This is a genomic window from Pseudomonas sp. DF5 (assembly GCF_058148225.1).
On record NZ_JBYVYM010000008.1, the window covers coordinates 29,564 to 47,520 of the forward strand.

The 17,957-nt window shown below is 60.0% G+C and carries 18 protein-coding genes; 13 read left to right on the forward strand and 5 right to left on the reverse strand.

All coding sequences use genetic code 11. The features are described from left to right. Nucleotides 1-5: 5 nt before the first annotated feature. Nucleotides 6-530: a KdsC family phosphatase gene (locus tag AC30D7_RS09520; protein WP_008008625.1), complete on the reverse strand. Its 525-nt coding sequence runs from the start codon at nt 528-530 to the stop codon at nt 6-8. Beyond that, nucleotides 530-1,504 carry a KpsF/GutQ family sugar-phosphate isomerase gene (locus tag AC30D7_RS09525; protein ID WP_490133869.1) on the reverse strand — a complete coding sequence of 325 codons (975 nt, stop codon included), beginning with the start codon at nt 1,502-1,504 and terminating at the stop codon, nt 530-532. Before AC30D7_RS09525 ends, AC30D7_RS09520 begins: the two co-directional genes overlap by 1 nt. A 275-nt stretch (nt 1,505-1,779) precedes the next feature. On the opposite strand from AC30D7_RS09525, the gene AC30D7_RS09530 reads away from it, so the two are divergent. The 10 genes from AC30D7_RS09530 (at nt 1,780) to hisC (ending at nt 9,730) form a co-directional block, all read left to right on the forward strand. Continuing rightward, complete coding sequence (locus AC30D7_RS09530) at nt 1,780-2,589, forward strand: ATP-binding cassette domain-containing protein (protein WP_490133870.1); 810 nt, start codon at nt 1,780-1,782, stop codon at nt 2,587-2,589. After that, on the forward strand, nt 2,589-3,386 hold the full coding sequence (mlaE, locus tag AC30D7_RS09535) for a lipid asymmetry maintenance ABC transporter permease subunit MlaE (protein WP_026286502.1): 798 nt from the start codon (nt 2,589-2,591) through the stop codon (nt 3,384-3,386). The genes AC30D7_RS09530 and mlaE overlap by 1 nt, the downstream gene beginning before the upstream one ends. Then, entirely contained in the window at nt 3,386-3,853 is a 468-nt protein-coding gene (gene mlaD / locus AC30D7_RS09540; RefSeq protein WP_490133871.1) for an outer membrane lipid asymmetry maintenance protein MlaD, read from the forward strand. The genes mlaE and mlaD overlap by 1 nt, the downstream gene beginning before the upstream one ends. An 11-nt stretch (nt 3,854-3,864) precedes the next feature. Then, a complete protein-coding gene (locus AC30D7_RS09545; protein ID WP_490133872.1) occupies nt 3,865-4,518 on the forward strand; it encodes an MlaC/ttg2D family ABC transporter substrate-binding protein in 654 nt (217 codons plus the stop codon). Next, nucleotides 4,515-4,820 carry an STAS domain-containing protein gene (locus AC30D7_RS09550; RefSeq protein ID WP_018927197.1) on the forward strand — a complete coding sequence of 102 codons (306 nt, stop codon included), beginning with the start codon at nt 4,515-4,517 and terminating at the stop codon, nt 4,818-4,820. The genes AC30D7_RS09545 and AC30D7_RS09550 overlap by 4 nt, the downstream gene beginning before the upstream one ends. Nucleotides 4,821-4,934: 114 nt before the next feature. Beyond that, nucleotides 4,935-5,174, forward strand: coding sequence for a BolA family protein (locus tag AC30D7_RS09555; protein ID WP_018927196.1), 240 nt, complete (start codon nt 4,935-4,937; stop codon nt 5,172-5,174). A gap of 22 nt (nt 5,175-5,196) precedes the next feature. Continuing rightward, complete coding sequence (gene murA / locus AC30D7_RS09560; RefSeq protein WP_018927195.1) at nt 5,197-6,462, forward strand: UDP-N-acetylglucosamine 1-carboxyvinyltransferase; 1,266 nt, start codon at nt 5,197-5,199, stop codon at nt 6,460-6,462. 126 nt (nt 6,463-6,588) lie between these two features. Continuing rightward, nucleotides 6,589-7,224 carry an ATP phosphoribosyltransferase gene (gene hisG / locus AC30D7_RS09565; protein WP_007941260.1) on the forward strand — a complete coding sequence of 212 codons (636 nt, stop codon included), beginning with the start codon at nt 6,589-6,591 and terminating at the stop codon, nt 7,222-7,224. Nucleotides 7,225-7,349: 125 nt separating this feature from the next. After that, the gene (gene hisD, locus AC30D7_RS09570) at nt 7,350-8,675 is read left to right on the forward strand and encodes a histidinol dehydrogenase (protein WP_018927194.1); all 1,326 of its coding nucleotides are present in this window, start codon (nt 7,350-7,352) and stop codon (nt 8,673-8,675) included. 2 nt (nt 8,676-8,677) lie between these two features. Then, nucleotides 8,678-9,730, forward strand: coding sequence for a histidinol-phosphate transaminase (gene hisC, locus AC30D7_RS09575; protein ID WP_490133873.1), 1,053 nt, complete (start codon nt 8,678-8,680; stop codon nt 9,728-9,730). A 124-nt stretch (nt 9,731-9,854) separates the two neighbouring features. Here the strand turns inward: hisC and algW are convergent, their stop codons facing one another. Beyond that, nucleotides 9,855-11,015 carry a Do family serine endopeptidase AlgW gene (algW, locus tag AC30D7_RS09580; RefSeq protein WP_490133874.1) on the reverse strand — a complete coding sequence of 387 codons (1,161 nt, stop codon included), beginning with the start codon at nt 11,013-11,015 and terminating at the stop codon, nt 9,855-9,857. A 102-nt stretch (nt 11,016-11,117) separates the two neighbouring features. Here algW and AC30D7_RS09585 point away from each other — a divergent pair, with 102 nt between their 5' ends. The 3 genes from AC30D7_RS09585 to cysN all read left to right on the forward strand — a co-directional run bounded on the left by AC30D7_RS09585 (nt 11,118) and on the right by cysN (nt 14,848). After that, a complete protein-coding gene (locus tag AC30D7_RS09585; protein WP_018927191.1) occupies nt 11,118-11,876 on the forward strand; it encodes a Nif3-like dinuclear metal center hexameric protein in 759 nt (252 codons plus the stop codon). 146 nt (nt 11,877-12,022) lie between these two features. Further along, complete coding sequence (cysD, locus tag AC30D7_RS09590; RefSeq protein ID WP_019647662.1) at nt 12,023-12,940, forward strand: sulfate adenylyltransferase subunit CysD; 918 nt, start codon at nt 12,023-12,025, stop codon at nt 12,938-12,940. A gap of 9 nt (nt 12,941-12,949) precedes the next feature. Then, nucleotides 12,950-14,848: a sulfate adenylyltransferase subunit CysN gene (gene cysN / locus AC30D7_RS09595; protein WP_490133875.1), complete on the forward strand. Its 1,899-nt coding sequence runs from the start codon at nt 12,950-12,952 to the stop codon at nt 14,846-14,848. An 83-nt stretch (nt 14,849-14,931) separates the two neighbouring features. Here cysN and yihG read toward each other — a convergent pair whose 3' ends face one another. Continuing rightward, nucleotides 14,932-15,837, reverse strand: coding sequence for a 1-acylglycerol-3-phosphate O-acyltransferase, YihG family (gene yihG, locus AC30D7_RS09600; RefSeq protein ID WP_490133876.1), 906 nt, complete (start codon nt 15,835-15,837; stop codon nt 14,932-14,934). After that, nucleotides 15,838-17,937, reverse strand: a complete 2,100-nt coding sequence (gene pta, locus AC30D7_RS09605; RefSeq protein WP_490133877.1) for a phosphate acetyltransferase — start codon at nt 17,935-17,937, stop codon at nt 15,838-15,840. Between the last annotated feature and the right edge of the window lie 20 nt (nt 17,938-17,957).

Genomic DNA, 17,957 nt, shown 5'->3' on the forward strand with positions numbered 1-17,957 from the left:
TGGGCTCACAGGTACGCGGCGTTGGCCGCATCGAGGCGGCCCTGGGCGCGCAGGATCAATTCGCAGAATTCGCGAGCGGCACCCTCGCCACCGCGGGCCTGGGTGATGCCGTGGGCGTGTTCGCGCACGAAGCTGGCGGCGCTGGCCACGGCCATGCCCAGGCCGACGCGGCGAATCACCGGCAGGTCTGGCAGGTCGTCGCCGAGATAGGCCACTTGTTCATAGCTCAGGTTGAGTTGGGCAAGGAGCTCGTCGAGCACCACCAGTTTGTCTTCGCGACCCTGATACAGGTGTGGAATGCCGAGGTTCTTGGCCCGTCGTTCGACCACCGGGGTCTTGCGTCCGCTGATGATAGCTGTCTGTACGCCGGCTGCCATCAACATCTTGATGCCCTGGCCGTCGAGAGTATTGAAGGTCTTGAATTCGCTGCCGTCTTCGAGGAAGTACAGGCGCCCGTCGGTCAGCACGCCGTCGACGTCGAATACCGCCAGTTTGATCTGTTTGCCGCGTTGCAGCAGGTCCGTGCTCATTACATTACTCCAGCGCGCAGCAAATCGTGCATGTTCAAGGCGCCGACCGGGCGGTCTTCGCTATCGACCACGACCAGTGCGTTGATCTTGTGGTCTTCCATGATTTTCAGCGCCTCGGCGGCAAGCATCTCGGCACGAGCGGTCTTGCCGTGGGCAGTCATGACCTGGTCGATGGTGGCGCTGTGTATGTCGATGCTGCGGTCCAGGGTGCGACGCAGATCGCCGTCGGTGAAGATCCCGGCGAGTTTGCCGTTGGCTTCCAGAACCACGGTCATGCCCAGGCCCTTGCGGGTCATTTCCATCAGCGCGTCCTTGAGCAGGGTGCCGCGCTGAACCTGCGGCAGCTCTTGCCCGGCGTGCATGACGTTTTCCACTTTCAACAGCAGGCGTCGGCCAAGTGCGCCGCCTGGGTGGGAAAAGGCGAAGTCTTCAGCGGTAAAGCCGCGGGCTTCCAGCAGCGCCACCGCCAGGGCATCGCCCATCACCAGAGCGGCGGTGGTCGATGAGGTTGGCGCCAGGTTCAGCGGGCAGGCTTCGTGCTCGACGTGGACGTTGAGGTTGACCTCGGCAGCCTTGGCCAGCGCTGAGTCGGGATTACCGGTGACGCTGATCAATTTGATGCCCAGGCGCTTGATCAGTGGCAGCAGGGTAATGATTTCATTGGTGGAGCCGGAGTTCGACAGTGCCAGGATGATGTCGTCACGCGTGATCATGCCCATGTCGCCATGGCTGGCTTCAGCTGGATGCACGAAGAATGCCGTGGTGCCGGTGCTGGCCAGGGTGGCGGCAATCTTGTTGCCGATGTGCCCTGATTTGCCCATGCCGACCACGACTACGCGGCCTTTGCTGGCCAGAATCATCTCGCAAGCGCGTACGAAATCTGCGTCGATATGGGGTAACAAGCCTTGCACGGCTTCCAGTTCGAGACGGATGGTGCGTTGTGCAGATTGAATCAGGTCGCTGGATTGGCTCATGTCAGAAATCGTATAGCCTGATGAAAAGGCGGCGATTATAACGGTAATGATCAAAACCCTCACGCAAGTTCGTCGCGGTTTGTCATTCCTTGTTGCCGAATCCTCTAAATAGATGATTCCAGGCGCTCATGTTGTTGATAGTGCCCGGCTTGGGCCTTGGGCGCTTGATGATTGCAGTGATATAGTTCGCCGCCAGTTCGGCCTGCCCGGGAAGGTATGTGCTTTCGTCAGAAAGCCAGGCGTCCGAGTGAGAGGCTGCATCGCAAGGAGTTTAGATGAGTGCCGATAACGCCTACGCGGTCGAGCTGAAGGGACTGACCTTCAAGCGCGGTGCGCGCAGCATTTTCAATAACATCGATATCCGCATACCACACGGCAAGGTCACCGGCATTATGGGGCCTTCCGGGTGTGGCAAGACCACACTGCTGCGGTTGATGGGGGCACAATTGCGCCCCACCAGCGGTGAAGTCTGGGTCAATGGCCAGAACCTGCCAACGTTGTCGCGCAGCGATTTGTTCGATGCGCGCAAGCACATGGGCGTGCTGTTTCAGAGCGGCGCGCTGTTTACCGATCTCGATGTATTCGAGAACGTCGCCTTTCCGCTACGTGTTCATACCACGCTGCCGGAAGAGATGATTCGCGACATTGTCCTGCTCAAATTGCAGGCCGTGGGCTTGCGTGGCGCCCTAGACCTGATGCCTGACGAATTGTCTGGCGGCATGAAACGTCGAGTCGCGCTGGCCCGGGCGATTGCCCTCGATCCGCAGATTCTCATGTACGACGAGCCTTTTGTCGGCCAGGACCCGATCGCCATGGGCGTGCTGGTGCGCCTGATCCGCCTGCTCAACGATGCGCTGGGCATCACCAGCATCGTGGTCTCCCACGATCTGGCCGAGACCGCAAGCATCGCCGACTACATCATTGTGGTAGGTGACGGGCAGGTGTTGGGGCAGGGTACACCCAAGGAATTGATGAATTCGCAGGAGCCGCGGATCCGCCAGTTCATGACTGGCGAACCCGACGGCCCGGTCGCATACCACTTTCCAGCGACGGATTACCGCGCAGATCTTCTGGGGAAGCGCTGATGCGCAAGATTTCATTAATAGAAAGAGTGCGCCGTTTCGGCCACGCCGGCATCGATGTGCTGGCGGTATTCGGGCGTTCGGCGCTGTTCCTGTTTCATGCCTTGCTCGGTCGCGGTGGCATCGGCGGCAGTTTTGGCCTGCTGGTCAAGCAACTGCATTCGGTTGGCGTGATGTCCCTGGTGATCATCGTGGTCTCCGGGGTGTTCATCGGTATGGTGCTGGCGCTGCAGGGCTTCAATATCCTGTCCAGCTATGGCTCGGAGCAGGCTGTCGGGCAGATGGTTGCGCTGACACTGCTGCGTGAACTGGGGCCGGTCGTCACGGCCTTGCTGTTCGCCGGGCGTGCGGGTTCGGCGCTGACCGCCGAAATCGGCAACATGAAATCCACCGAGCAACTGTCCAGTCTGGAAATGATCGGGGTTGACCCGCTCAAGTACATTATTGCTCCGCGCCTGTGGGCCGGCTTCATTTCCCTGCCGGTGCTGGCAATGATTTTCAGCGTGGTGGGTATCTGGGGCGGTTCGTGGGTGGCCGTCGACTGGCTGGGTGTCTATGAAGGCTCCTACTGGTCGAACATGCAAAACAGCGTGACGTTTGTCGACGATGTGCTCAACGGCATTATCAAAAGCATCGTTTTTGCCTTCGTCGTGACCTGGATCGCCGTATTCCAAGGCTATGACTGCGAGCCCACTTCCGAGGGGATCAGTCGTGCCACTACCAAGACCGTGGTGTACGCCTCTTTGGCGGTACTCGGCCTGGACTTTATTCTGACCGCCTTGATGTTTGGAGATTTCTGATGCAAAACCGCACCCTGGAAATCGGTGTCGGCCTTTTCTTGCTGGCTGGCATCCTGGCTTTGCTGTTGCTTGCGTTGCGGGTCAGTGGCCTGTCCCCGAGCGCAACCACCGATACTTATAAACTTTATGCGTATTTCGATAATATCGCCGGTTTGACTGTCAGAGCTAAAGTGACCATGGCCGGTGTGACCATCGGCAAGGTCACTGCGATCGATCTGGATCGCGACAGCTTCACCGGTCGGGTGACCATGCAACTGGAAAAGCGCGTAGATAACCTGCCGACTGACTCCACTGCATCTATCCTGACCGCTGGCCTATTGGGTGAGAAATACATCGGTATCAGTGTGGGCGGGGAACAAACCCTGCTCAAGGATGGTGGAACCATCCACGACACGCAGTCGTCGCTGGTGCTTGAGGACCTGATTGGTAAATTTCTGCTCAATACCGTTAGCAAAGACGCCAAATGAGGAGTTTTTCAATGATCTCTATCTTACGACGTGGCCTGTTGATATTGCTCGCGGCCTTGCCGTTGATGGCTAACGCCCTGGCGGCGCAGTCGGCGCACGATCTGGTTCAGGACACTACGACCCGGATGCTCGCCGACCTGTCGGCCAATAAAGAGAAGTACAAGCAGGATCCACAAGACTTTTATACGGCCTTGAACACTATCGTCGGACCCGTGGTGGATGCCGAGGGCATTTCCAAAAGCATCATGACGGTCAAATACTCGCGCAAAGCAACGCCCGAGCAAATGAAGACGTTTGAAGAAAACTTCAAAAAGGGCCTGTTCCAGTTTTATGGCAACGCATTGCTCGAATACAACAACCAGGGCATCACCGTTGAGCCTGCCAAGGATGAGTCAGGAGACCGTACCAGCGTTGGCATGACGGTCAAAGGCAGTAGCGGCGCGATCTATCCTGTGTCTTACACGCTCGAAAAGATCAACGGCGAATGGAAGTTGCGTAACGTCATTATCAACGGCATCAACATTGGCAAGCTGTTCCGTGATCAGTTCGCTGATGCAATGCAGCGCAACGGCAACGATCTGGACAAGACCATCAACGGTTGGGCCGGAGAAGTCGCCAAAGCCAAGGAAAACACCGAAAAAGCTGTTGAGAAGAAAACCCAATGAGTGAGTCGGCCATTCGCATGAGCGAAACCGGCGAGTTGCTGCTCAGCGGTGTGCTGGATTACCGGACCGGCCCGAACTTGCGCAAGCAGGGGCAGGTACTGATCAAGTCCAGCAAGGCGCCTGCGCTGGTGGTCGATTGCTCCGCAGTGGAGAAGTCCAGCAGTGTCGGCTTGTCGCTGCTGCTGTGCTTCATGCGCGATGCTCAGGTGGCCGGCAAGGCCGTGAGCATTCGCGCGATGCCCGAAGACATGCGCAAAATCGCTCAGGTCAGCGAATTGACCGAGCTGTTGGCGCACCCCTGAACCGCATCTATAAAGAAGCCCCCCGTCAGAGTCCTGCTTCGCGGGGTTCGCAGGCGCGGGGCTTTTTTGTATGATGTCCGACCCGCGCGCACAGGGCGCCGATTGAGGTTGAGCATGCAGGCCGTAGAAGTGAAGAGCTTCCTTGAAGGAAAGCTGCCAAACACGAAGGTGGAAGTTGAAGGCGAAGGCTGCAATTTCCAACTGAACGTGATTAGCGATGAACTGGCGGCGTTAAGCCCGGTGAAGCGTCAGCAGCAGGTCTATGCCCATTTGAACCCGTGGATTGTCGATGGCAGCATCCATGCGGTCACTATGAAATTTTTCAGCAGCGCGGCCTGGGCCGAGCGCACCTGAGCCCAAGGGCGTCGAGATTCTTATGGATAAATTGATTATTACTGGTGGCGCTCGTCTTGATGGCGAGATCCGCATCTCCGGGGCAAAGAACTCTGCCTTGCCGATTCTGGCTGCTACCTTGCTGTGCGATGGCCCGGTGACCGTGGCCAACCTGCCGCACCTGCACGACATCACCACCATGATCGAGCTGTTCGGTCGCATGGGCATCGAGCCTGTGATCGACGAGAAACTCAGCGTCGAAATCGACCCGCGCACCATCAAGACCCTGATCGCGCCGTATGAACTGGTTAAAACCATGCGCGCCTCGATCCTGGTGCTGGGCCCGATGGTTGCCCGTTTCGGTGAAGCCGAAGTTGCACTGCCTGGCGGTTGCGCCATCGGTTCGCGTCCGGTTGACCTGCACATCCGTGGTCTTGAAGCCATGGGCGCGGTCATCGACGTCGAAGGCGGCTACATCAAGGCCAAGGCCCCTGAAGGCGGCCTGCGCGGTGCGCACTTCTTCTTCGACACCGTCAGCGTGACCGGTACCGAGAACATCATGATGGCGGCTGCTCTGGCCAAGGGCCGCAGCGTTCTGGCCAACGCCGCTCGCGAGCCTGAAGTCGTCGACCTGGCGAACTTCCTGAATGCCATGGGCGCGAAGGTTTCCGGCGCCGGCACTGACACCATCACCATCGATGGCGTCGAGCGTCTGCACACGACCACTTACAAAGTGATGCCTGACCGTATCGAGACCGGTACCTATCTGGTGGCGGCAGCGGTTACCGGTGGGCGTGTGAAGGTCAAGGATACCGATCCGACCATCCTCGAAGCCGTTCTGGAAAAACTTCGTGAATCCGGCGCCGAAATCACCACCGGTGAAGACTGGATCGAGCTGAACATGCACGGCAAGCGGCCGAAAGCCGTCAACGTGCGGACCGCTCCATACCCGGCGTTCCCGACCGACATGCAAGCGCAGTTCATCTCCCTCAACGCCATTGCCGAAGGCACTGGTGCCGTGATCGAGACGATCTTCGAAAACCGCTTCATGCACGTTTACGAACTGCACCGCATGGGCGCGCACATCCAGGTTGAAGGCAACACCGCCATCGTCACCGGCATCGAAAAGCTCAAGGGCGCGCCAGTCATGGCCACCGACCTGCGTGCTTCGGCCAGCCTGGTGATCTCGGCGCTGATCGCCGAAGGCGATACCCTGATCGATCGCATCTACCACATCGACCGTGGTTATGAGTGCATCGAAGAGAAACTGCAGATGCTCGGCGCCAAGATCCGCCGCGTACCGGGCTAGTTTCTGCTGCATGGGCGCAGGGACGCGTCCGTTGATTTGTTGAAGTCGAGCCGGTTTCCGGCTCGATGTGTGTCCGGCGCCGTTTGCGACCGGGCATGAGTACCTTGATAAGGACTGACGTTTCCCATGTTGACTATCGCACTGTCCAAGGGCCGCATCCTTGACGACACCCTGCCGCTTCTGGCTGAAGCGGGCATCGTGCCGACCGAGAATCCGGACAAGAGCCGCAAGCTGATCATTCCCACGACCCAGGCCGATGTGCGCTTGCTGATCGTGCGTGCCACCGATGTGCCGACCTATGTCGAGCATGGTGCCGCCGATCTGGGCGTCGCCGGTAAAGACGTGCTGATGGAATACGGCGGCCAGGGTCTGTACGAACCACTGGACCTGCAAATCGCCCAGTGCAAACTGATGACGGCCGGTAAAGTCGGCGCAGTCGAGCCCAAGGGCCGTCTGCGCATTGCCACCAAGTTCGTCAACGTCGCCAAGCGCTACTATGCCGAACAGGGTCGTCAGGTCGACATCATCAAGCTCTACGGCTCGATGGAGTTGGCGCCGCTGATCGGTCTGGCGGACAAGATCATCGACGTGGTCGACACCGGTAACACGCTGCGGGCCAATGGCCTGGAGCCACAGGATTTCATCGCTGCCATCAGCTCCCGTCTGATCGTCAACAAGGCGTCGATGAAAATGCAGCATGCCCGTATCCAGGCGTTGATCGACACCCTGCGCAAGGCAGTGGAGTCTCGACACCGCGGCTGATTCACCTGCGCGACCTTGAGTCGCGCCCGTCTATCCGCCTCATAGCCAGAATTCTCGGGTGCCCAAGCGGATCAACGGCTAGCTTAGGGCGCCCGAGTTTTTGCCAATCCTATGAGGCTCTCGCTATGACCGCACCGACTGCAATTCGCCGACTCAACGCTGCTGACCCGGATTTCGCACATCATCTGGATCATCTGCTGAGCTGGGAAAGTGTGTCTGACGACTCGGTCAATCAGCGGGTGCTGGACATCATCAAGGCCGTGCGCGAGCGTGGCGATGCGGCGGTGGTCGAGTTCACCCAGAAGTTCGATGGCCTGCAAGTGGCGTCCATGGCGGACTTGATCCTGCCGCGCGAACGCCTGGAACTGGCATTGACCCGCATCACAGTGCCTCAGCGCGAAGCCCTGGAAAAAGCCGCGACCCGTGTGCGCAGCTACCACGAAAAGCAGAAACAGGACTCTTGGAGCTACACCGAAGCCGATGGCACGGTGCTGGGCCAGAAGGTCACGCCACTGGATCGCGCCGGCCTGTATGTGCCGGGCGGCAAGGCGTCCTACCCGTCCTCGGTGCTGATGAACGCGATTCCGGCCAAGGTGGCGGGCGTGACCGAAGTGGTCATGGTCGTGCCGACCCCGCGCGGTGAAGTCAACGAACTGGTGCTGGCCGCAGCCTGCATCGCCGGCGTCGACCGGGTGTTCACCATCGGCGGTGCCCAGGCAGTTGCCGCGCTGGCTTACGGCACCGAAAGCGTGCCGAAGGTCGACAAAGTGGTTGGCCCGGGCAACATCTATGTCGCCACCGCCAAGCGCCACGTGTTCGGCCAGGTCGGTATCGACATGATCGCCGGCCCGTCGGAAATTCTGGTGGTGTGCGACGGCCAGACCGATCCGGACTGGATCGCCATGGACCTGTTCTCCCAGGCCGAGCACGACGAAGACGCCCAGGCGATTCTGGTCAGCCCGGACGCCGAGTTCCTCGACAAGGTGGCCGCCAGCATCGCTAAACTGCTGCCAACCATGGAACGCGCCGAGATCATCGAAACCTCGATCAATGGCCGTGGTGCGCTGATCAAGGTTCGCGACATGGAACAGGCCATCGAAGTGGCCAACCGCATTGCCCCGGAGCACCTGGAGCTGTCGGTCGCCGATCCGCAGGCCTGGCTGCCGCAGATCCGTCACGCCGGCGCGATCTTCATGGGCCGGCACACTTCCGAGGCCCTGGGCGACTACTGCGCAGGTCCGAACCACGTATTGCCGACCTCCGGCACTGCGCGCTTCTCCTCGCCGCTGGGGGTTTACGACTTCCAGAAACGTTCGTCGATCATCTTCTGCTCCGAGCAGGGTGCCTCCGAACTGGGCAAGACCGCCTCCGTACTGGCCCGTGGCGAATCGCTGAGCGCTCACGCCCGCAGTGCTGAATACCGCATTCTTGATGACAAGCAGGGGAACTGAACATGAGTAAATTCTGGAGCCCGTTCGTCAAGAATCTGGTGCCTTACGTGCCGGGCGAGCAGCCGAAACTGGCAAAACTGGTGAAGCTCAACACCAACGAAAACCCGTACGGTCCATCGCCAAAAGCCCTGGCGGCGATGCAAACCGAACTGAACGACAACCTGCGTCTGTACCCGGACCCGAACAGCGACCTGCTCAAGCAAGCCGTTGCCAAGTACTACGGCGTGCAGGGCAATCAGGTGTTCCTCGGTAACGGTTCCGATGAAGTCCTGGCGCACATCTTTCACGGTTTGCTGCAACACGATAAACCGCTGCTGTTCCCGGACATCAGCTACAGCTTCTACCCTGTTTACTGCGGGTTGTATGGCATCACGTTCGATGCGGTTGCGCTGGACGAACAGTTCCAGATCAACCCGGCGGACTATGCAAAGCCGAACGGCGGGATCATCTTCCCGAACCCGAATGCGCCGACCGGTTGCTTGCTGGCGCTGGACGCTGTCGAGCAGATTCTCAAGGCCAGCCCGGATTCAGTGGTCGTGGTGGATGAGGCTTACATCGACTTCGGTGGGGAAACGGCGATCACGCTGGTGGACCGTTATCCGAACCTGTTGGTGACGCAGACCCTGTCCAAGTCCCGTTCCCTGGCCGGCCTGCGGGTTGGCCTGGCCGTGGGGCACCCGGACCTGATCGAGGCGCTGGAGCGGATCAAGAACAGTTTCAACTCCTACCCGCTGGATCGTCTGGCGATTGTGGGGGCTGCAGCGGCGTTCGAAGATCGCGAGTATTTCGACAAGACTTGCCGGTTGGTCATCGAGAGTCGCGAGCAAGTGGTCGCGCAACTGGAAGCGAAGGGGTTTGAGGTGTTGCCGTCGGCGGCGAACTTCATTTTCGCCCGTCACCCGAAGCACGATGCGGCGGGGCTGGCGGCGAAGTTGCGCGAACAGGGCGTGATTGTTCGGCACTTCAAGCAAGAGCGGATTGCCCAGTTCCTGCGGATTTCCATCGGCACACCGGAGCAGAACCAGGCACTGATCGACGGCCTCGGCGACCTCTAGAACACGCCTCGGTCCTGTGGGAGCGTGGCTTGCCCGCGAAGAACGATGACGCGGTGTACCTGATACACCGCGGCGTTCCCATCGCGGGCAAGCCACGCTCCCACAGGGTTTTGGGTGTTGGCGACTACTCTTCTTCTTTTTCCTGGATCGGTGCAGGCGGCGGACGCAGGCCGATTTCTGCGGTGAGCTTGAGCTCTTTACCGTTGCGCATCACCTGAATCGTGACCTTGTCGGTCGGTTTGATGCGCGCCACCTGGTTCATTGACTTGCGACCATCGCCAGCCGGTTCACCGTCGATACTGAGGATCACGTCGCCTAGTTGCAGGCCGGCCTTCTGCGCCGGGCCGTCACGGAAAATCCCCGCGACCACAATTCCCGGGCGTCCCGACAAGCCAAACGATTCCGCCAGTTCCTGACTCAAAGGTTGCACTTCGATACCGAGCCAGCCGCGAATCACCTGGCCGTGTTCGATGATCGACTTCATCACTTCCATCGCCAGTTTAACCGGGATCGCGAAGCCGATGCCTTGCGAGCCACCGGACTTGGAGAAGATCGCCGTGTTGATGCCGGTCAGGTTACCGTTGGCGTCCACCAGTGCACCGCCGGAGTTGCCGGGGTTGATCGCAGCGTCGGTCTGGATGAAGTCTTCGTAGTTGTTCAGGCCCAACTGATTGCGCCCGGTGGCGCTGATGATGCCCATGGTCACGGTCTGGCCGACGCCGAACGGGTTGCCGATGGCCAGGGCCACGTCGCCGATGCGCAGGTTGTCAGAACGGCCGACGGTGATCGACGGCAGGTTTTTCAGGTCTATCTTCAATACTGCGAGGTCAGTTTCCGGGTCGCTGCCGATGACCCGGGCCAGGGTTTCACGACCATCCTTGAGCGCCACCACGATCTGGTCGGCACCGCTGGTCACGTGGTTGTTGGTCAGCAGGTAACCTTCCGGGCTCATGATCACGCCCGAACCGAGGCTCGACTCCATGCGCTTCTGTTTGGGCGAGTTGTCGCCGAAGAAGCGGCGGAACTGCGGATCCTCAAACAGCGGATGGCTGGGTTTGTTGACCACTTTAGTGGTGTACAGGTTGACCACCGACGGCGCGGCAATGGTCACTGCATCGGCATAGGACACCGGGCCCTGCTGCACACCAAGGGTCTGCGGGGCTTGTTGCAGATTGACGTCGAGGCTTGGCAGCCCGACCCACTGCGGGTAACGCTGAATAATCAGTAGAGCGACAAGCACGCCGGCCAACAGCGGCCAGCCGGAAAAACGCAGCGCCTTGAGCATTAAGCACGTCCTGAGAGGTTGCAGGCGGTATGAGACCGCCCATAATGTCGCGCATTATACGAGGCCGCGCGCGCCTCTGAACGGGATATTTAGGAGTCTTTTATGGCCGTCGCCCTGAGCACCCTGGTCGAAGAAGCCGACCGTTACCTGGCAAGTGCGAAGATCGCCGATTACTGCCCCAACGGCTTGCAGGTCGAAGGCCGGCCGCAAGTAATGCGCATCGTCAGCGGTGTCACCGCCAGCCAGGCACTGCTGGACGCTGCAGTGGAGGCCCAGGCCGATCTGGTGCTGGTGCATCACGGCTATTTCTGGAAAGGCGAGAACCCGTGCATCACCGGCATGAAGCAGCGCCGATTGAAAACCCTGCTCAAGCACGACATCAGCTTGCTGTCTTATCACTTGCCGCTGGACCTGCACCCTGAAGTCGGCAACAACGTACAGCTTGCCCGGCAATTGGACATTACCGTCGAAGGCCCGCTGGATCCGGATAACCTGAAAATCGTCGGGTTGGTCGGCTCGTTGAGCGAACCGATGACTCCCCGCGATTTTGCCCGTCGGGTACAGGAAGTCATGGGGCGCGAGCCGCTGCTGATCGAAGGCAGCGAGATGATTCGTCGGGTCGGCTGGTGCACCGGTGGCGGCCAGGGTTACATTGACCAGGCGGTGTTGGCCGGTGTTGATCTGTACCTCAGTGGCGAGGCCTCCGAGCAGACGTTCCACAGCGCCCGGGAAAACGACATCAGTTTCATTGCCGCCGGCCACCATGCCACCGAGCGTTACGGTGTGCAGGCTTTGGGTGATTACCTGGCGCGACGTTTCGCCCTCGAGCACATCTTCATCGATTGCCCGAACCCGATTTGACTACAGGGCTGGAGCCCAAACGAGGGGGTATATTCATATACCCTTTCGATCTAGTCGCCGTCCTGATTAGAAGAGGGCGCTGTGCTAGGATTCCCCGCTCGAACACGGCCCGCAGGCCGTCCATAAGATCGTTTTCGTGAGTAGCCATGGTCGACAAACTGACGCATCTGAAACAGCTGGAGGCCGAAAGCATCCACATCATCCGCGAGGTCGCCGCCGAGTTCGATAACCCGGTGATGCTGTACTCCGTCGGTAAAGACTCCGCCGTGATGCTGCACCTTGCGCGCAAGGCATTCTTCCCGGGCAAACTTCCGTTTCCGGTGATGCACGTCGACACCCGGTGGAAGTTCAAGGAAATGTACGCGTTCCGCGACCGCATGGTCGAAGAGCTCGGCCTGGACCTGCTGGTACACGTCAACCCCGAGGGTGTTGCGCAGGGTATCAACCCGCTGACCCACGGCAGTGCCAAGCACACCGACATCATGAAGACCGAAGGCCTCAAGCAGGCTCTCGACAAGTACGGCTTCGACGCCGCATTCGGTGGCGCCCGTCGTGACGAAGAGAAGTCCCGTGCCAAAGAGCGCGTGTATTCGTTCCGTGACAGCAAGCACCGCTGGGACCCGAAAAACCAGCGCCCGGAGCTGTGGAACGTCTACAACGGCAAGGTCAACAAGGGCGAATCGATCCGCGTATTCCCGTTGTCGAACTGGACCGAGCTGGACATCTGGCAGTACATCTACCTGGAAGGCATTCCGATCGTGCCGCTGTATTTCGCTGCCGAACGTGATGTCATCGAGATGAACGGCACCTGGATCATGATCGACGACGAACGCCTGCTCAATCACCTGAGCGACGAAGACAAGGCGCGCATCGTCAAGAAGAAGGTCCGTTTCCGTACACTGGGCGACTACCCGTTGACCGGTGCTGTCGAGTCCGAGGCCACTAGCCTGACCGACATCATTCAGGAAATGCTCCTGACGCGAACTTCCGAACGCCAGGGCCGAGTCATCGATCACGATGGCGCCGGTTCCATGGAAGAAAAGAAACGTCAGGGTTATTTCTAAGGGGTTGTCATGTCGCACGCATCTGATTTGATCAGCGAGGACATCCTCGCCTACCTGGGCCAGCATGAACGCAAGGAAATGCTGCGCTTTCTGACTTGTGGCAACGTCGACGACGGCAAGAGCACCCTGATCGGGCGCCTGCTGCACGACTCCAAAATGATCTACGAAGATCATCTGGAAGCCATTACCCGCGACTCGAAAAAAGTCGGCACCACCGGCGAAGACATCGACCTGGCGTTGCTGGTCGACGGCTTGCAGGCCGAGCGTGAGCAGGGCATCACCATCGATGTCGCCTACCGCTATTTCTCTACCGCCAAGCGCAAATTCATCATCGCCGATACCCCTGGCCATGAGCAGTACACCCGCAACATGGCCACCGGTGCATCCACCTGTGACCTGGCGATCATCCTGGTCGACGCCCGTTACGGCGTGCAGACCCAGACCCGTCGCCACAGCTTTATCGCCTCGTTGCTGGGCATCAAGCACATCGTGGTCGCCATCAACAAGATGGACCTCAACGGCTTCGATGAAGGCGTGTTCGAGTCGATCAAGGCCGATTACCTGAAGTTCGCCGAAGGCATCGCGTTCAAGCCAAGCACCATGGCGTTCGTGCCGATGTCTGCGCTCAAGGGCGATAACGTGGTGAACAAGTCCGAGCGCTCGCCGTGGTACACCGGCCAGTCGCTGATGGAAATCCTCGAAACCGTCGAGATCGCCAGCGATCGCAACTACACCGACCTGCGTTTCCCGGTGCAGTACGTCAACCGTCCGAACCTGAACTTCCGTGGTTTCGCCGGCACCCTGGCCAGCGGCATCGTGCACAAGGGCGACGAAGTCGTTGTGTTACCGTCGGGCAAGAGCAGCCGCGTGAAATCCATTGTCACCTTCGAAGGTGAGCTGGAGCATGCAGGCCCTGGTCAAGCGGTGACGCTGACCATGGAAGACGAGATCGACATCTCCCGTGGCGACTTGCTGGTGCACGCCGATAACCAGCCGCAAGTGACCGACGCCTTCGACGCCATGCTGGTGTGGATGGCTGAAGAGCCGATGCTGCCGGGCAAGAAGTACGACATCAAGCGCGCCACGACTTACGTGCCGGGCTCGATTACCAGCATCGTCAATCGCGTGGACGTGAACACCTTGGCCGAAGGCCCTGCCAGCTCGTTGCAGCTGAACGAGATCGGTCGGGTCAAGATCAGCCTCGACGCGGCCATTGCGCTGGACGGTTACGACAGCAACCGCACCACGGGTTCGTTCATCGTCATCGACCGTTTGACCAACGGCACCGTCGCGGCCGGCATGATCATCGCTCAGCCGCTGGCGCATGGCAGCAGCTCCCACCACGGCAAACTGGCCCATGTGGCCACCGAAGAGCGCGCCCAGCGCTTCGGTCAGCAACCGGCCACCGTGTTGTTCAGCGGACTGTCGGGCGCTGGCAAAAGCACTCTGGCCTATGCGGTTGAACGCAAGCTGTTCGACATGGGCCGCGCGGTGTTTGTACTCGATGGCCAGAACCTGCGTCATGACCTGAACAAAGGTCTGCCACAGGATCGCGCCGGGCGTACCGAGAATTGGCGTCGTGCGGCGCACGTTGCGCGTCAGTTCAACGAAGCGGGCCTACTGACACTGGCGGCGTTCGTAGCCCCGAGTGCCGAAGGTCGTGAGCAGGCCAAGGACCTGATTGGCAAGGAGCGTCTGCTGACGGTCTACGTCCAGGCCTCGCCGACGGTCTGTGCCGAGCGTGATCCGCAAGGTCTGTACGCGGCGGGTGGCGACAACATCCCGGGCGAATCCTTCCCGTACGACGTGCCGCTGAATGCCGATCTGGTGATCGACACCCAGTCGCTGTCGCTGGAAGAAAGCGTCAAGCAAGTGCTGGATCTGCTGCGCAAGCGTGGCGCGATCTAAGCGTTAGCTGAAAACAAAAAGCCCGCAGATGAGTGATCATCTGCGGGCTTTTTTGTGTCCGGGAGGACGCCTTCGCGAGCACCTCAAGAATTCACTGGATACTCACGGTGCATCTGCGCCAGCAGCGCATCCTTGTCCTGCCACAGCTGATTGATCCAGCCCTGAAACTCCAGGCGATACACCCCGTCCTGGTCGTAGTTCTTGCCAACGAACTGCGGTGGAATCTTCAGCTCCTGAAAGTGCACCACCACGTCTTTCACATTACCGCAGAGCAAATCCCAGTAACCCGGACGCCCCGCCGGGTAGTGGATGGTCACGTTGACGATGGCTTCCAGTTGGTCGCCCATGGCATCCAGCACGAATGCAATGCCGCCCGCTTTCGGCTTGAGCAGGTAGCGGAACGGTGAACTCTGCTGGGTGTGCTTGCCCTCGGTGAAGCGCGTGCCTTCGACGAAGTTGAAAATCCCCACCGGGTTATTGCGGAAGTTGTCGCAGGTCTTGCGGGTGGTTTCCAGGTCTTTGCCTTTCTTCTGCGGATGCTTTTCCAGATAGGCCTTGGAGTAACGCTTCATGAACGGAAAACCCAACGCCCACCACGCCAGGCCAATCACCGGTACCCAGATCAGTTCCTGTTTGAGGAAGAACTTCAGCGGGCGGATGCGACGGTTGAGCGCGTACTGCAACACCATGATGTCGACCCAGCTCTGGTGGTTGCTGGTGATCAGATAAGAGTGCCGATAGTCCAGGTCTTGCAAACCGCTGAGGTGCCAGCGTGTGCGGCAAACCAGATTCATCCAGCCCTTGTTGTTACTGATCCACGCTTCGTGGGTATGACTCATCAGCCAGCGCGCGAAACGTTGGGTGAGGGCGAACGGCAACACTTTGAACAGCGCCACACAGAACAGAAACGAGCAGAGCAGAATCGTATTCAGCGCCAACAGCAGCGAGGCGATCACACCGCGCACGGGTGCAGGTAGAAAATCCAGCATTTAAACATCCATAGGTCGGTTGGCAGCTTGAATCGCGGTCAACGCGATGGTGTACACGATGTCGTCGACTTGCGCGCCACGCGGCAGGTCGTTCACCGGTTTGCGCAGGCCTTGCAGCATTGGCCCGAGGCTGACGCAGTCGGCGCTGCGTTGCACGGCTTTGTGGGTGGTATTGCCGGTGTTCAGGTCGGGGAACACGAACACCGTGGCACGACCGGCCACCTGACTGTTCGGCGCCAGTTGCCGGGCTACGGTTTCGTTGGCAGCGGCATCGTATTGCAACGGGCCGTCGATCAGCAGTGAGTGTTGCTGTTCGTGGGCGAGCAAGGTGGCCTCGCGAACCTTCTCGACTTCTTCGCCGCTGGCCGATTCACCGCTGGAGTAGCTGATCATCGCCACTCGCGGAGTGATGCCGAATGCCGCTGCCGAATCGGCGCTTTGCAAGGCGATCTCGGCCAGTTCGCTGGCACTCGGGTGCGGGTTCATCACGCAGTCGCCGTAGACCAGCACTTCTTCGGGAAACAGCATGAAGAATACCGACGACACCAGGGTGCAACCCGGCGCGGTCTTGATCAGTTGCAGAGCCGGGCGGATGGTGTTGGCGGTGGAGTGAATGACCCCGGACACCAGCCCATCGACCTCATCCAGCGCCAGCATCATGGTGCCGATCACCACGGTGTCTTCCAGTTGCTGCTCGGCCATCGGCGCGTTGAGGCTTTTGGTTTTGCGCAGCGCAACCATCGGCTCGACGTAACGCTCGCGGATCAGGTCCGGGTCGAGGATTTCCAGCCCCGGAGGCAACTCGATGCCTTGGGCGCGGGCGACCGCCTCGACGTCTGCCGGTTTGGCCAGCAACACGCAACGGGCGATGCCCCGTGCCTGACAGATAGCGGCAGCTTGCACAGTCAACGGCTCGCTGCCTTCGGGCAACACGATGCGCTTGTTGGCGACCTGGGCGCGCTGGATCAGTTGATAGCGGAACACTGCGGGCGACAGGCGCATTTCCCGTGGCGTGCCGCAGCGCTGATGCAGCCAGTTGGCGTCGAGGTGGCTGGCGACGAAATCGGTGATGATTTCCGCACGCTCGCGGTCGTCGATCGGGATTTCCTTGTTCAAACCGTTCAACTGGTTGGCGGTGTCGTAGGAACCGGTGCTCACCGACAACACCGGCAAGCCCGCCTGCAAGGCGCCACGGCACAGCTCCATGATGCGCGGGTCGGGCAGGGTGTCGCTGGTCAGCAACAGGCCGGCCAGAGGCACACCGTTCATCGCCGCCAGGCTGACCGCGAGGATGATGTCGTCGCGATCGCCGGGGGTCACCACCAGCACGCCGGGCTTGAGCAGCTCCACGGTATTGCGCACGGTGCGGGCGCAAATGATGATTTTGGTCATGCGCCGGGTTTCGTAGTCACCGGCATTGAGCACCTGAGCGCCCATCAGCTCGGCCACGTCACGGGTGCGCGGCGCGTTCAGCTCCGGTTGAAACGGGATGCAGCCGAGCAGACGGAAGTCGCCACTGCGCAGCAACGGCGAGTGCTCTCTCAGGCGCGAGGCGAAGACGTCCATGCTTTCGTCGGTCTTGACCTTGTTGAGGATCACGCCCAGCACTTTCGGGTCTTTCGGCCCGCCGAACAATTGCGCCTGCAATTCCACCCGGCCGGACAATTCGGTCAGCACTTCGTTTTCCGGCGCCGAAACCAGAATCACGTCGGCGTCGAGGCTTTTGGCCAAGTGCAAGTTGACCCGCGCGGCGTAGCTGGCGCTGCGGGTCGGGACCATGCCTTCGACGATCAGCACGTCCTTGCCGACAGCGGCTTGCTGATAAAGGGTGATGATTTCTTCGAGCAATTCGTCCAGCTGACCGTCGCCGAGCATCCGCTCGACATGGGCCAGGCCCAGCGGCTGAGGCGGTTTCAAGCCGTGGGTGCGGGCCACCAGTTCGGTGGAGCGTTCAGGGCCGGTGTCGCCCGGGTGCGGTTGGGCAATCGGTTTGAAAAAGCCGACTTTGAGGCCAGCCCGCTCAAGGGTACGCACCAGCCCGAGGCTGATGGAGGTCAGACCCACACCAAAATCGGTGGGCGCGATAAAAAAAGTTTGCATGCGGATTCTCTAAGGGTGCA

Coding starts and splice junctions, on each gene's coding strand:
- AC30D7_RS09520 (WP_008008625.1), bottom strand. CDS start 530: ATGAGCACGGACCTGCTGCAACGCGGCAAACAGATCAAACTGGCGGTA.
- AC30D7_RS09525 (WP_490133869.1), bottom strand. CDS start 1,504: ATGAGCCAATCCAGCGACCTGATTCAATCTGCACAACGCACCATCCGT.
- AC30D7_RS09530 (WP_490133870.1), top strand. CDS start 1,780: ATGAGTGCCGATAACGCCTACGCGGTCGAGCTGAAGGGACTGACCTTC.
- mlaE (WP_026286502.1), top strand. CDS start 2,589: ATGCGCAAGATTTCATTAATAGAAAGAGTGCGCCGTTTCGGCCACGCC.
- mlaD (WP_490133871.1), top strand. CDS start 3,386: ATGCAAAACCGCACCCTGGAAATCGGTGTCGGCCTTTTCTTGCTGGCT.
- AC30D7_RS09545 (WP_490133872.1), top strand. CDS start 3,865: ATGATCTCTATCTTACGACGTGGCCTGTTGATATTGCTCGCGGCCTTG.
- AC30D7_RS09550 (WP_018927197.1), top strand. CDS start 4,515: ATGAGTGAGTCGGCCATTCGCATGAGCGAAACCGGCGAGTTGCTGCTC.
- AC30D7_RS09555 (WP_018927196.1), top strand. CDS start 4,935: ATGCAGGCCGTAGAAGTGAAGAGCTTCCTTGAAGGAAAGCTGCCAAAC.
- murA (WP_018927195.1), top strand. CDS start 5,197: ATGGATAAATTGATTATTACTGGTGGCGCTCGTCTTGATGGCGAGATC.
- hisG (WP_007941260.1), top strand. CDS start 6,589: ATGTTGACTATCGCACTGTCCAAGGGCCGCATCCTTGACGACACCCTG.
- hisD (WP_018927194.1), top strand. CDS start 7,350: ATGACCGCACCGACTGCAATTCGCCGACTCAACGCTGCTGACCCGGAT.
- hisC (WP_490133873.1), top strand. CDS start 8,678: ATGAGTAAATTCTGGAGCCCGTTCGTCAAGAATCTGGTGCCTTACGTG.
- algW (WP_490133874.1), bottom strand. CDS start 11,015: ATGCTCAAGGCGCTGCGTTTTTCCGGCTGGCCGCTGTTGGCCGGCGTG.
- AC30D7_RS09585 (WP_018927191.1), top strand. CDS start 11,118: ATGGCCGTCGCCCTGAGCACCCTGGTCGAAGAAGCCGACCGTTACCTG.
- cysD (WP_019647662.1), top strand. CDS start 12,023: ATGGTCGACAAACTGACGCATCTGAAACAGCTGGAGGCCGAAAGCATC.
- cysN (WP_490133875.1), top strand. CDS start 12,950: ATGTCGCACGCATCTGATTTGATCAGCGAGGACATCCTCGCCTACCTG.
- yihG (WP_490133876.1), bottom strand. CDS start 15,837: ATGCTGGATTTTCTACCTGCACCCGTGCGCGGTGTGATCGCCTCGCTG.
- pta (WP_490133877.1), bottom strand. CDS start 17,937: ATGCAAACTTTTTTTATCGCGCCCACCGATTTTGGTGTGGGTCTGACC.